At 58.4% G+C, this 13542-nt stretch carries 12 protein-coding genes, 1 tRNA gene and 1 pseudogene; 5 read left to right on the plus strand and 9 right to left on the minus strand.

Annotated features, from left to right (window positions below; all coding sequences use genetic code 11):
- Together A3728_RS13525 and putA are read right to left on the minus strand one after the other, a co-directional pair.
- A partial coding sequence (locus A3728_RS13525) for a rhomboid family intramembrane serine protease (RefSeq protein ID WP_150120794.1) occupies positions 1 to 379 on the minus strand: 379 nt, incomplete at its 3' end.
- Positions 380 to 475: 96 nt separating this feature from the next.
- Positions 476 to 3901 (minus strand): bifunctional proline dehydrogenase/L-glutamate gamma-semialdehyde dehydrogenase PutA, encoded by a 3426-nt coding sequence (putA, locus tag A3728_RS13530; RefSeq protein WP_067924681.1) that lies wholly within the window; start codon positions 3899 to 3901, stop codon positions 476 to 478.
- 106 nt (positions 3902 to 4007) lie between these two features.
- Between putA and A3728_RS13535 the strand changes: the two genes are divergently transcribed.
- The 3 genes from A3728_RS13535 (at position 4008) to A3728_RS13545 (ending at position 5362) form a co-directional block, all read left to right on the plus strand.
- Positions 4008 to 4484 carry an Lrp/AsnC family transcriptional regulator gene (locus A3728_RS13535; protein ID WP_067924682.1) on the plus strand — a complete coding sequence of 159 codons (477 nt, stop codon included), beginning with the start codon at positions 4008 to 4010 and terminating at the stop codon, positions 4482 to 4484.
- Between the two features lie 42 nt (positions 4485 to 4526).
- Entirely contained in the window at positions 4527 to 5081 is a 555-nt protein-coding gene (locus A3728_RS13540; protein WP_082850909.1) for a tetratricopeptide repeat protein, read from the plus strand.
- Positions 5082 to 5276: 195 nt separating this feature from the next.
- Positions 5277 to 5362: transfer RNA gene (locus A3728_RS13545), tRNA-Leu, on the plus strand.
- 272 nt (positions 5363 to 5634) lie between these two features.
- On the opposite strand, the gene A3728_RS13550 is transcribed toward A3728_RS13545, so the two are convergent.
- Positions 5635 to 7068: a DEAD/DEAH box helicase gene (locus A3728_RS13550; protein ID WP_067924684.1), complete on the minus strand. Its 1434-nt coding sequence runs from the start codon at positions 7066 to 7068 to the stop codon at positions 5635 to 5637.
- Positions 7065 to 8318 carry a hypothetical protein gene (locus A3728_RS13555; protein ID WP_067924687.1) on the minus strand — a complete coding sequence of 418 codons (1254 nt, stop codon included), beginning with the start codon at positions 8316 to 8318 and terminating at the stop codon, positions 7065 to 7067. The genes A3728_RS13550 and A3728_RS13555 overlap by 4 nt, the downstream gene beginning before the upstream one ends.
- A 155-nt stretch (positions 8319 to 8473) precedes the next feature.
- Between A3728_RS13555 and A3728_RS22380 the strand changes: the two genes are divergently transcribed.
- Positions 8474 to 9712, plus strand: a complete 1239-nt coding sequence (locus A3728_RS22380; RefSeq protein ID WP_082850908.1) for a DNA cytosine methyltransferase — start codon at positions 8474 to 8476, stop codon at positions 9710 to 9712.
- Positions 9713 to 9893: 181 nt separating this feature from the next.
- Here the strand turns inward: A3728_RS22380 and A3728_RS13560 are convergent, their stop codons facing one another.
- From A3728_RS13560 to A3728_RS13580, 5 genes are all read right to left on the minus strand, one after another.
- A complete protein-coding gene (locus A3728_RS13560) occupies positions 9894 to 10343 on the minus strand; it encodes a hypothetical protein (RefSeq protein ID WP_150120795.1) in 450 nt (149 codons plus the stop codon).
- Between the two features lie 160 nt (positions 10344 to 10503).
- Positions 10504 to 10956, minus strand: a complete 453-nt coding sequence (locus A3728_RS13565; protein WP_067924693.1) for a hypothetical protein — start codon at positions 10954 to 10956, stop codon at positions 10504 to 10506.
- 1 nt (position 10957) lies between these two features.
- Complete coding sequence (locus tag A3728_RS13570; RefSeq protein ID WP_150120796.1) at positions 10958 to 11596, minus strand: hypothetical protein; 639 nt, start codon at positions 11594 to 11596, stop codon at positions 10958 to 10960.
- A gap of 209 nt (positions 11597 to 11805) precedes the next feature.
- Positions 11806 to 12096 carry a hypothetical protein gene (locus A3728_RS13575; RefSeq protein WP_067924703.1) on the minus strand — a complete coding sequence of 97 codons (291 nt, stop codon included), beginning with the start codon at positions 12094 to 12096 and terminating at the stop codon, positions 11806 to 11808.
- The gene (locus tag A3728_RS13580; RefSeq protein WP_150120797.1) at positions 12086 to 12670 is read right to left on the minus strand and encodes a hypothetical protein; all 585 of its coding nucleotides are present in this window, start codon (positions 12668 to 12670) and stop codon (positions 12086 to 12088) included. The genes A3728_RS13575 and A3728_RS13580 overlap by 11 nt, the downstream gene beginning before the upstream one ends.
- Before the next feature lie 467 nt (positions 12671 to 13137).
- Here A3728_RS13580 and A3728_RS13585 point away from each other — a divergent pair.
- Positions 13138 to 13542, plus strand: a pseudogene (locus A3728_RS13585) (IS5 family transposase); the annotation flags it as partial.

Genomic DNA, 13542 nt, shown 5'->3' on the forward strand with positions numbered 1-13542 from the left:
CCGTAGGCACCGGCGAAAAAGGCGCCGACAGCACATGCGCCACGCCCGACAGCACCCCGCAGGCGAGGTAGAACAGCAGATAGCGGCCATGGCCCATCTCATCCTCGACATTGTCGCCGAAGATCCACAAAAACAGCATGTTGCCCGCCAGATGCAGCCAGCCGCCATGCAGGAACATGGAGGTGAAGAGCCCCCCGAAGCCTTCGCCCGCCGTCACCCGGCCCGGGATCAGCGCCCAGTCGTAGAAGAACAGGTTGATCGCCCGCTCGTTCGCGAAAAGCCCCACGTAGCCGAGGAAGATCGCGATGTTCACCGCCATCAGCGCATAGGTGACATAGGGCGTGCGCCCTGACGGATTATGGTCGCGGATGGGGAACATGGCGCGAAGCTGTGCGATCCTGGCACCCGGGTCAAGAGGCCCCGGTGTCGCCGCCGGGGCCTCGTGGAGTCTGGGCTGTCAGCCCATCCGCCCGGGTCAGGCCATCTGGCCCAGCAGGGCCGCGTTGCCCCCTGATGCGGTAGTGTCGACACAGACATGCCGCTCCGCCCGGACGCGTGCAACATCCGGCATCCCCGGGATCAGCGGCACGATCTGGCCGGGCCGTTCGGACAGGGCAATGTCGATGCGGCGCGCGGTCTCCGCGTCGCCCCACCACAGCACGCCGCCGTAACTCGGGCCCTCTGCCAGCGCCTCGGGCGCGACCGCGCCCTCGGGGATCACGGCCTCCCCGCCGAGCGCTTCGACCGCGCGGGCCTGCGCCCGGGCCGTCTCCGCCCCCGGTCCCATGCACAAAAGCGCCGGGCGGGGCAGGGTGGAAAGGCGGTTCGATTCCCCCGTCGGCCCCGGCATGGAAACGGCCTCGATGATCCGCGCGCTCTGGCGTGGCAGGCGGGGCAGGGGGGCCTCCGACCCGGCGGGCCATGCGTCTTCGGTGCTCTGCCGGTCGGTCTGGGCAAAGCGCAGCAGGTAATGCGGCCCGCCCGCCTTGGGGCCGGTGCCCGACAGGCCCTCGCCGCCGAAGGGCTGGCTGCCCACGATGGCCCCGATCTGGTTGCGGTTGACGTAGATATTGCCCGCCTCCACCCGTTCGGAGACATGCTGCACCCGGTCGTCGATCCGCGTCTGCAGCCCGAAGGTCAACCCGTAGCCCGTGGCATTGATCGCGTCGATCACCGCGTCCAGCTCGTCCGAGGCGAAAGTGGCCACATGCAGCACGGGGCCGAAGATCTCCCGCTCCAGATCCGCGATTCCCGTCACCCGGATGATGGTGGGCGCGATAAAGGTGCCCTCTTCCGGCGCTTTCAGCTCGGCGATGATGCGGCCATCCCGGCGCGCGGCGTCGATATGATCCGCGATTCCCTTCCGCGCCGCCTCGTCGATGACGGGGCCTACATCCGTGCTCAGCCGCCATGGGTCGCCCATGCGCAGGGTTTCCATCGCGCCCGTCAGCATGCGGATGAAATCCTCCGCGATGTCGCGCTGCACATAAAGGCACCGCAGCGCGGAACAGCGCTGGCCCGCCGATTGGAACGCGCTTTCGACGATGGCCTGCACCGCCTGCTCCGGCAGCGCCGTGCTGTCCACGATCATCGCGTTCAGCCCGCCGGTCTCGGCGATCAGCGGCGTGCCCGGCCTGCAGTGTCGGGCCATGGCCGCGCGGATCTTCAGCGCCGTCGCGGTCGAGCCGGTGAAGGCCACGCCGCCGATGCGCGCGTCGGATACCAGTGCGGCGCCCACTTCGCCCCCGCCCGGCAGCAGTTGCAGCGCATCGCGCGGCACTCCCGCCTCATGCAGCACCCGCACCACCAGATCGGCGATCAGCGGCGTCTGTTCCGCCGGTTTGGCCAGCACCGCGTTGCCCGCCGCAAGGGCCGCGGCGATCTGACCGGTGAAAATCGCCATCGGGAAGTTCCACGGCGAAATGCAGGTGAAGACGCCCGCCGGCGGCTCCCCGGTGGCCTGACCCGCGTAGTAGCGCAGGAAATCCACGCCTTCGCGCAATTCGGCCACGCAATCGGGCAGGCCCTTTCCCGCCTCCCGCGCAAGCAGGGCAAAGATCTCGCCATAGCGTGCCTCCAGCGCATCCGCGGCCTTCAGCAGGGCGGTCCGCCGCGTCGTCAGCGGGGCGAGCCAAGGTGCAGCAGCGGAAAGTGCGGTTTCCACATCCGCGGCAGAGGCAGGGCGCACATGACCCGGCACATCGCCGGGCCGCGCCGGGTTGGTGACGGCAACCGCCGCCTCCGGCGCCGCGTCACCCGCCAGCAAGGGGCCCGCCGACCATTCATGGTTGCGGAAGGGCTCCCGCGCCTCCTCCACCGCGCGCAGGGTCGGCACATGTGCCAGATCGAACCCCGCCGCATTGGCCCGCAGCGGCTGGAACAGCTCCGGCCCCCGGGCGATAGGGCTGTTGTGCTGGCTGCCGATCAACTCGAACGGGTCGGCGGCCACCACCTCAGCCGGCACGTCCTCATCCACGATCTGGTTCACGAAGCTGGAGTTGGCGCCGTTTTCCAGCAGCCGCCGCACGAGGTAGGCCAGCAGGTCGCGATGCGCGCCCACCGGCGCATAGATCCGGCAGCGCGTGCCGTTCTGCTTCATCACGATATTGTGCAGCGTCTCGCCCATGCCATGCAGCCGCTGGAATTCAAAGCTTTCGGGGTCCTCGGCCATGTGCAGCACCGCGGCCACCGTATGGGCGTTGTGGGTGGCGAACTGCGGATAGATGCGGTCCGTCATGTCCAGCAGCTTGCGCGCGTTCGCGATGTAGGAGACATCCGTCGCCGCCTTCTGGGTGAAGACGGGGAAGCCATCCACCCCCTCGACCTGCGCGCGCTTGATCTCCGTGTCCCAGTAGGCGCCCTTCACCAGCCGCACCATGATGCGCCGGTCGTGCCTCTGGGCCATGTCGTAAAGCGTGTCGATCACCCGGCCCGCGCGCGGCCCATAGGCCTGCACCACGACGCCGAAACCGTCCCACCCCGCCAGCGCGGGTTCGGACATCACCCGTTCGATCACCTCCAGCGACAGGGCCAGCCGGTCGGCTTCCTCCGCATCGATGTTGAGGCCCATGCCGGCGGATTTCGCCAAGAGCGCCAGTGCGCGCAGACGCGGCACGAGGTCGGTCATCACCGCGTCCTGCTGGGCAAGTTCATAGCGCGGATGCAGCGCCGACAGTTTGACGGAAATGCCGGGGTTGCGGCGGATATCGTCATGGGTGCAGGCGGTTGCGATGGCCGAAATGGCGCGGCTGTAGCTCAGGTGATAGCGCTTGGCGTCCGCCTCGGTGCGCGCGGCCTCGCCCAGCATGTCGTAGCTGTAGGTATAGCCCTTCTTCTCCATGCCCCGGGCGCGATCCATCGCGGCGTCGATGGTTTCGCCCAGCACGAACTGGCGGCCCATCTCCTTCATGGCGCGGCTGACGGCAGTGCGGATCACCGGCTCGCCCAGCCGCTTGATCGCCGCGCGCAGATGCCGCACCGGCCCGGGCCGGTCGTCGTCCAGCACCCGCCCGGTAAGCATCAGGGCCCAGGTGGAGGCATTGACGAGGCTCGAGGTCGAATGACCCATATGCCGGCCCCAGTCGCTGGGCGCGATCTTGTCCTCGATCAGCGCATCGATCGTATCCGCGTCCGGCACGCGCAGCAGCGCCTCGGCCAGACACATCAGCGCGACACCCTCATCGGTGCTGAGCCCGTATTCCGCCAGAAAGACTTCCATTATGCCCGGGGCCGAAGTGCCGCGGATATCCCGCACGAGCTGTGCCGCATGGGCAGAGATTTCCGCACGCTCCGCGCTCGACAAATCGGCGCTGCGAACCAGTTTATCCAGAACCTCGCCGTGATCGGCGTAGGTCGCCGTATCGATATGATGTTCGAGGGGTGTCGCGCTATCACGTGCCATGGGAAAGCCCTTTGCTGTTTCGACAAGAATATATTAGGTTGACAAGCCTTACGGACCGAAAAGATGCGATATTGCAGGAAATGACACCGAAGAAAGACGAATTCGCATGACAAACGAACGGTCAGCACTCGACAGGTTCGATACGGCGATTCTCTCCGTGCTGGCAGAGGATGGCCGCATCAGCATCACTGAACTCGCCAGCCGCATCGGCCTGTCCAAGTCTCCCACCCAGGCCCGGTTGCGCCGGCTGGAGGAAAACGGGGTGATCATTGGCTACCGCGCGCTGCTCGATCCGATCCGGCTGGGGCTCGATCACGTGGCCTTCGTCGAGGTGCGACTCAACGACACGCGCGAAGCAGCACTCAGGGCCTTCAACGCCGCCGTGGCCAAGGTGCCGGAGATCGAGCAGGCCCATATGATCGCCAGCCATTTCGACTATCTGCTCAAGGTGCGGTGCCGCGATATGCGCGCCTATCGCCGCTTCATGGGCGAAACGATCTCCGCCCTGCCGCATGTGGCCAGCACCTCCACCTATGTCGCCATGGAAGCGGTAAAGGAAACCATGCTCGCCGACGGGACTTGACGAAAGCTGCCGTTGCGTCATCCTTTGGTCATGCGCTACCTCATGAAAACCCCGCTCCTGCTTCTCTGGCTCGCCGCCCCCGCGGTGGCGGCTGAATGCCCGCCCGCCCCGGATGTGACCGAAGAGCTTCAGGGGCTCTTCGAAGAGGCTCGCGCGGCGGAGGACTTCCGACAGGGCAGGGCGGTCTCCGGCAAGATGTGGGAGGTCTGGCTGCGCGCCCCCGACGCGGCGGCACAAGAGGTGCTGGACGCGGGCATGGCCCGCCGGGATGCCTATGATTTCATCGGGGCCGACGCCGAATTCGACCGTCTCGTGGCCTATTGCCCGGAGTACGCCGAAGGCTACAACCAGCGCGCCTATATCGCTTTCCTGCAGGACCGGCCCGAAGCGGCCCTCGCCGATCTGGACATCGCGCTGAAACTGCAGCCTAACCATGTCGCGGCCCAGTCGGGCCGGGCGCTCACCCTCATGAAGCTCAACCGGCTGGAGGAGGCCCGCGCGCAGCTGCTCATCGCGGTGGAAAACAATCCATGGCTGTCAGAGGCGGCCTTGCTGGCCGACGGCGCGCCGCTTGGTCCCAAGGGTAAGGACATCTGAGCATTTACACCGCGCCCCGGACAGCTATGGTGCGCCCCATCACCCGGCGCGGGCGTGATGGAATGGTAGACATACCAGACTTAAAATCCTTGCGTCTGTGCTGAAATATGCATACGGAACAAGGCGTTGCGATTAAGAGACTGTTTTCAGGCCCGATATAGGCCCGAAACTGAAAATTGAAGAACAACGCCAGATGCGGGCGTGATGGAATGGTAGACATACCAGACTTAAAATCTGTTGGGCGTATGCCCGTGTGGGTTCGACTCCCACCGCCCGCACCATTTCCTTTGTTTTGAGGGGGTTACTGTCAGTTCGCTTCGTGGTCTGTATTCACAGAGAACGCCAAGGGCGATCACTAACCTGCTCAGATGTCCACAAACCTAAAGCGCGCGCTTTAAACCATGCACCAACCGCCGACGTATCCCATTCTTACTCCACCAGCAGAGCATCGCCTTGCCGCCAATCTCTGGCAATACGACGATAGCTTTGTGTCCCGAGCTCAAATACGGGATATACCATTTGGGCGCTGCTTCGACGTGACCCGTAGCATAGTTTAAGAAAGCACCATTGTGGTGTGGTCTGCTACTTCCCTTTCAGGAAGGCGATTGTTCGCAAGCAATTCACACATTTCGGCTTGTGACAACTGTGCCACTGATGCGTCCGCCCCCTCATCGCCAAGCAATCCACGTGCTAGCGCGGATTTACGTTCCAGCGCGATTACGACAGCTTCCTCTATCGTGTCGGCTGCGAGCAGCCTCATATAGGTGACGGGCTCAGTCTGCCCAATGCGATGGTTGCGGTCCTGACTTTGCGCATAGTGATCGTAGCGCCAGGATAGCGACTCGTATATTGTGAAGCTGGCGGCGGTGAAGGTGAAACCAGTGCCGGCAGCCGCTGGGTTCGCAATCAGAACCCGTGTGTCTGCGTCTTCTTGAAAACGTCGTGCTATTTCCTGACGTTCAGTATTAGGGGTCGCTCCGTAGATTGCAACTGCGCCAGGAATACGGACCAAAAGGCTTTCAATCGTTCGAATGTAGTTCGACCACAGTATCACCTTTCGGCCTGGTACCGACAGAATGTCTCCGATCAAGCCGTCGAGCGTTTCGAACTTGGCGGGCTGTTTGTCGAGATCAGGGAAGATCAACGCCGGGTTGCTGGCAAGCTGAATGAGCCGCGTCAGTTTTGACAAGGCCGTGGCGGCATATGCCCTGTACTCTTGCCCTGAAAGGTCGCGTATCTCGGCGATCATCTCGTCACGCATCTGATTATATGCGCGACGCTGCCAATCAGGCAGTTCTACCCTGACATCCACATAGGATTTTTCTGGCAGGTCCAAGCATTGCTCCTTGGTGCGTCGAAGGATTAGGCGATCAAAAGTCGCTTGAGCAAATTTTGCATGAGGGTCGAACTCCAATTGCGCCCGGAAGGCCTCCTCCGAGCCCAATGGGGACTTGCCTGGCTCCAGAATATTGACCTGAGTGTGTAGATCAGTTGCGGTATTGGTCACTGGTGTTCCAGATAGAAGCCACCGGCGATTTGCATGAGGCGCTACAGTACGCATCGCAGCAGAGGTCTGCGATCGCCAATTCTTGGCCGCATGGGACTCATCAAGGACCAAAATAGTTCGTTGCCTCTGGCATAGTGCGATCAGTGAGGTTGTTTCAGCTCGCGCGGTTTCATAGCTCGTGACGACCACCCTCGCCTTAGATTCTCTGAATATCTCCCTGCGTTTCTTTGGTGGCCCCTCAGCAATGTCCACAGAAAGAAAAGGCGCGAACTTTCTCAGTTCGGCCAGCCAGTTCCGCTTTAAGGAGTTAGGGCAAACCACCAATAGCCGGTCAGCAGTGCCGCCATCCAGCAGACGTCGAAACGCATCAATAGCCACTAGCGTCTTGCCGAGACCCTGCTCAAAAGCCAGTAGACCGGCCGCATTGCCGGTTAAGAACCCTACGCCCTCTTCTTGGTGTTGGAGCAGTGTGTAGGTCATGCGTCGCTACCTGAATTGCCCGAACCGTGTGCTTCCACTAAGCCGATAAAGTAGCTATGTGCCTCGCGAAACTCCTTCAGGTCTTGATCCGACAAATCGAGCACATCCGCGCGGCTGGCCTTATTAAGGGTTCTTGCGGCTTTCTTGATCGCTAGGCGGTAGGGCTGAACGCCTTCATGAACTTGATCCTCAATAAGATCAATTGCTTGCTGCAGTTGAGACACGTCTTCATCGTCGAAAGCTGCTTCTCCCCGATCGAACGATCGCTTGATCAGCTGTGGCAGGCCTGCGATTTTCGCTTTCGGGCTGCTACTCTTAGTCTCGACCTGCTTTGCCAACTTGTTGGCGATGTGCTCCTCGCCTGAGTTCAGCTGATGCCAAAGATCGGGATCATCATGAAACTCTTTCAAAAATCGAGCGTCACGATACTCCTTGAACGCATTGTTAAGGACCATATCAAAAACTTCGTCCCGGAGGCCATCATGCGCGGCGTTGTCGAAGTCCCTAAGCTGAGGCCCAATCGCACGAGCTTTGCTGATCTCTTCAAGGACGGAAAACTTGTCAGCAGCCAGTTTGCGCGGGTTCTCCTCACTATCGCTGTGCTCAACAAATTTCAGTGCAAACTCGTAAGCGTGTTTGAGGCGGGTAACCCAAGACTCAGACTTGCCCATGCTTTCGGCAAGTTGGGTTTGGTTCATGATTGGCGGCTTTCCGGGCCGGCCCACAACAGTTTCGAAAACGAAACGTGCTTGAACGTAACGCTCCCAGTCTCGAACACCAGACCCCCGAACGTGAATCCCAGCTAGAAGGATGGCAATCTCACGATCACCAAAGTTTTGTGGAACAATTTTAGCGGTTACGCGCCGGAAGGTTCCCGCGAACTTTCCAGAGTGGAATTTGCGGTCGAGCTCCCGCAATACGGCAACACGGGTGTTTCCTTCGAGAGTCAGGTATTTACCTGTCGGCGTTTTCTTTACGTAGATCGACTGCATTTGCCCGATCTCTTGGATCGACTTTTTGAGACCGTCGTAACCACGTGAACCGCGAAGTGCCTCCTCAAGCTGAATCTCTGTTGAGAAGCCATCCATCTTTGCCGTTTGCAGGCGCGGGTTCTCGTCCCAAAGGGCAACTTCGTCATGCACATCAAGTCCGACTTCCCGCATCTCCCATTCTGTACTTCCGATTCGCTCAAAGAGAACTCGCTCCTCGCTCGGCGGGAGGGTCTCCAAGTTCTTGCTATCATCCTTCATCACTCAATCCTTGCATAAGTTGCCTGAGCAAGTCCTATCAAGATATTGGCGCTCTTGCAAGGCTCTAATTTTGCAGTGTTCAAGCTCGATGGTTCAAGATATGGTTAGGATGCGGGCTTGGGCCCTAATATATTGACTGAATAAGAAGATTGAGCATGTCGGGCATCACGCTGCACAAGAGAAGGTCTACCCTAGCCGACGGGCCTAGGTGCGTTGACCTTTTTGCAGGTGCTGGAGGCCTCGCGGTTGGCTTTCGTCAGGCTGGCTGGAGCATTGCCTGTGCCAATGACATGGATTCGGCAGCGTCAGAGACATTTCGCCTAAATTTTCCTGAGACGTCATTTATTGAGGGCGCGATTTCGTTAGTCTGCGCTGACGACATTTTGCGCGCGAGTGCGCTGGGCCGTGGAGAACTGGACTGCCTTATTGGAGGGCCGCCTTGTCAGTCGTTCAGTCATAACAATCACAAGAGAAATGCAATCGACGACCGTGCCCGGCTCTTTGAATATTATTTGACGCTGGTGAAGAGGCTTCGCCCAAAAACGCTGGTGATGGAAAATGTGCCGGGCATACTTTCGATAGACAACGGTCAGGTGGTCAAGGCGATACTTAGTTCATTGAGTGACCAAGGTTACAGTGTTGCTTATGAAACGTTGTCCGCCGAACTCTATGGAACGCCTCAGGCTCGCCGCAGGGTGTTCATTGTTGCTAGCCGCATTGGGGACGCCGCCGAGCTATTGCCTAAACCAACCCATTGGTCCAAATTTTTGGATGGGCTTGGACGAAGGAAAAGTGAGCGACCTGAGGGCGCAGCAAAACGAATTGTTACTGTTGGGAACGCAATAGGAGATCTCCCCGATTTGGAGAATGGTGGTGGAACACAGGTCTCAGGCTGGCAGGGAACAAGCGCAACAACTGAGTATCAGCGTTTTGCAAGAAAAGGCGCAACCGCGCTATACAATCATGTCTGCCACGGCCTTACGAAAGTAAACTTGGATCGCATTGTTTGCGTCCCGGAAGGTGGAAATTGGCGAGATATCCCACGAGAATTGTTACCTGCTGGAATGCAACGTGCTCGATTGACTGATCATACTAAACGTTATGGTCGTTTGGACCGTAATGGCATGGCGTCCACGTTGCTGACCAAATGCGATCCGCATTGGGGTGCATATGTTCATCCTGAGCAGAACAGGACAATCTCGGTTCGTGAAGCAGCGCGGCTGCAAGGATTTCCCGACGCATTTCAATTTGCGGGTTCAAATCTTGGGAAAATGTATCAGCAAGTTGGCAACGCAGTTCCAGTGCCTCTTGCTAGAGCGTTTGGCACCGCGATTTCTGATCACTTAGCAAAGTGGACCACGGAAAGTTTGAAACTTCAAAAGGACGCAGCCTAAGAAAGCGCCTGGAATCTAAGGATTCAAAGCCTCTTGATCTCCTAAAATTCCATGAATGAAATCAATATCTTGCGGGGCGGCTGGCTCTGAAAGGCCCAGAATAGACCACCTAGGAGGCGTGATTGACCACACCTAAATTGAGGTTTCCCGCAGCCAATTTGGCTGCGGGAGCGCTTTTTTTTTAGCGAGGATCAGATCGGTTGTGCTCGTGGCAGATACGGGCAACGCAGTCCCCAATCAGCTCGCCGGTTTCGGTCTTGGTTTTGAGCCTGAAGCTCATGTCGTAGAGCTCCGTGGCCAGTTTGACGACCCGATCATTGACTTGCGGCAATGCGGGATTTGACCGACGTCGGTTTTCTTCAGTTGCTGATTTCAAGAAGCCGTAGATATAGGCAACGCCGGTTTGCTCGGGGGCACGCAGCCTTTCGATATTTTGCAGCATTGATGTCAGCGCCGCATCACGAAAGACAGCCTTACGGCGGTTTTCACGGTCCTTGGTGGCAGGCGTCAATGACGCCGCGTACTCCGCGACCGCCTGCGGGCTTGACGGGTCAGATGGACCGTCGTGCTCTGCAAAAGCCAGATCAGCAAAATCATCTAACGGGTAGGTTTGATCTTCATAGTAGCGCATGGGAATCTCCTCATTTTGCGCGGACAGCCGATCACCGGTGTCCATGCAAATAGAAATCTCATTCGCCCAAAATTTTTAAAACTATTACTTCTCGTTTGTGCATAAAAGCCACTTAACAGAAAGTTAAATTCAACGATTTTCGTAATAATAATAGACGGTTTTATTGAAGGGCAATGCGTGCCTTTTCCAGATCAAACTGGGTCGGGTTTCCAGACGCCAAAGCGGTTGCATCATCCAGTGTTTTCAGCATCATAGCACCCATTCCAGTGTCAAGCGACCTGGAGTAGGCAGCTTCAAAGGTCTCGCCGGGCTGGCGAAGTGATTTGGCCAAGTCGTCCAGCTGTTTTTCGGCAACTTTTTTGTTGGCCAGTGCGCGTTTTTGGAAGTCGTCAGGCATGATTGCGCTCCTTTTTGCGGTTTCATGGGGAATATTTGCGGCTGCACGGGCAGCGTCTACTTGCTGTTCAAGTTGATCAACCTCCTTGGCCAGCTCCAGAACACGACCAAGTTCGTCTTCATCACGTGCCAATGCCGCCAGGGTGTCTTCAAGCTCTTTCCTTTTCGCCTCCAACCGCACCAGGTCATCTGCATGTCTGTTTCCGTCGATTGTCATCTCAGTAGTCCTCCAGGTCTTTCTGGGCCTGCATGGCAATACCACGCTGGGGCGAGGCAGCCTTGATGCGAGCAAGCTCCACGTTCAAGGAATGTGAAACGCGGCTTTCGGCATCCTCAAGGGTGATCGCGTGGCGTGCTTTGATCGGCGTATCGATACCTAGCGAGCGCACCAGTTCCTGATTGCCAGCGGCGATCAGCGCTTTGATCAGGGCTTCTGATTGACGATTGTTTGTCAGCACCCGATCAATGGGTGCAACATCACCGCCTGCGGCTGCCGTAGAGCCGACGCCATGCCGTACAGCTTCTCGATAGGCCGACCAGTTCTTGGCGAGGGCAGACAGAGCGGAGTCGACCGCAGCAGCCAGTTTTTGCCGCTCGGATGTTGCCTCCAGACCTGACTGCACCTGTCTGGTGCGACGCGCACGGTCCCGCGCTTCCGATGCATCTGCCAGCCTTGCATCCAATGTGCTGATTGCAGCGTCCAGATTGGCCAGCCGTTCTGCAAGTGATGCCGTGGGGGGTGGTTGCCTGCCCTCGATGATCGCCTGCGGAGCCAGCTCCCGTGCATCGTCCAGTTCTTTTGACAGATTGGTCCGTTCTTCGCGGAGTTCCTGCGACCGTTTTTCGATATCTTTCATGCGGACTTCTTTCTTTTGCGGTTTGGTTGGGGACGCGGGAAAGAAGGAGGCCGAACCCGCGTCCCTGTGCCGCCCGGTGATCCAAATCCGTGCAACCTGATTAAAATGGCGCAACGAAGCCGCATGGGGGACCAGCGTATAGCGTTCGGAGGCCATTTGCTGGCAGCGGGGTTCAGCAGCCAAGAAAGCCTTGACGCTCAGCTCTTCTTTCAGCCCTCAAACCACGGCGTTCTGCGAACGTGATCCAATAGCTCTTGCCGAATTTCCTGATCCAGGCCGATCCGTGTCTCTATCGACCAAAGTGCCTCATCTCGCACCTGCGCAGATCGCCATGGCACCGGTTCCGCCCCAGCACGCAATTCGGCAATGAGGCCAGTGTCAGGTGCATCCAGATGGCCCAAGGTCACACGGCAGGTGATCGCCCCACCGTCGAAGGGCAATGTGGCAACCCCGCTAGGCAGGACGATCACCACCTCAACTTCTGGCCAATCAGACATCATCGTTTTCAACCTTATGGTCTGTACCTTGGGTTGTTTCGACAATCGGCACAGCGTCGATGATGTCGTTTGTCGCCGAAGGCTTCACAAGCTTCGGCATGGGCCGAGGTCCGGCATGGACGTGCGTTGCGTTGTTGACCTGTACGGCAACAGGCACGTCATTGACGGATCGCACCCGCAGAGACAGAAGTTTGTTTGTGATCCGTGGATCCACGTTTGAAGTGTCGAACCGCATGACCTGTTCGAAATCATCATTCAATATGGGTTGGCCAGTTGCATCACAGACGGGAACCCATTTTCCTGTTCCCATCTCTGTGGCCGTATGAATCACCCGCCAAGTCAGATCTTCTTCGAAGGACGCCAGGGCCTCATCCCAACGCTCCGCAAAGTCAGGATCGCGTTCACGCCTTGCATAAAAGGTACGACGGGTCAGGCCCGTCATATTGGCCGCATAGGTGATCTGGCCAAATTGCCGAAGATGGACCAGGAACTCTTCTGCTTTCTGGTCATAGACCTTGGGCATCTTGGATTTCATGTGCGGGTCAGCAGCAGGGGATAGCCTGTTAATCACGCTCATCGATCTGCCCTCCACTGGGCCTCTGGCAGGGCTCCATTTTTGCCATCCCATAAGTGTTTGGGAATGTTGAGCAAAAGGGAGCCCAGTTAGGGGGATATGATTGGTAGTCCCTTGATCTGCTGACGATGTTTTTCATTGAGCCGATCTCAGGCCTTGTTGCTTTATGATTGTCGTATTGCCAGAAAGATCAAAACCAGCGTTCGCACCTATATGCGTCATTGCTTCTCACGTGTGCGCAATGAAACCAGTGGAGGTTGACGGTACGCCTGATTTGGCAAGTTAAGTCTGTCGGGCCTGTCAGGCCACACACGACAAAAACTCTATATGTCTATATGTCTCTATGGCCTCTTACGGTCGTGAATCCAAACTCATTAATATGATGCTTTCTTGCTCTTCTGTATTAGGGTCAGGACCCATTGATTTCCGCACGGCGACATGATTCACGGTTGGAAAAACGAGCGGTGAACATGTCTGATCTATTCTGGCTGACAGATGCGCAAATGGCGCGTCTTGAGCCCTTCTTCCCCAAGTCCCACGGCAAACCCCGCGTCGATGATCGGCGTGTGTTGAGTGGGATTATCTTCATCAATCGCAATGGCTTGCGTTGGCGCGACGCGCCTAAGGAATACGGGCCGCACAAGACGCTGTACAACCGTTGGAAGCGGTGGAGCGACAAAGGTATCTTTGCCCGGATGATGGCAGGTCTGGCCGAAAGTCACGAGGAAAAGAAGACTGTGATGATCGACGCCACGCACCTGAAGGCACACCGCACAGCGACCAGTCTGGCCGTCAAAAAGGGGGGCGTGGACGCCTGATTGGCCGTACCAAGGGCGGCATGAACACCAAGCTGCACGCCATCTGCGACAGCCAAG

It is taken from the genome of Sulfitobacter sp. HI0040 (genome assembly GCF_001634885.1).
In the GTDB taxonomy this organism is placed as follows: Bacteria; Pseudomonadota; Alphaproteobacteria; order Rhodobacterales; family Rhodobacteraceae; genus Sulfitobacter.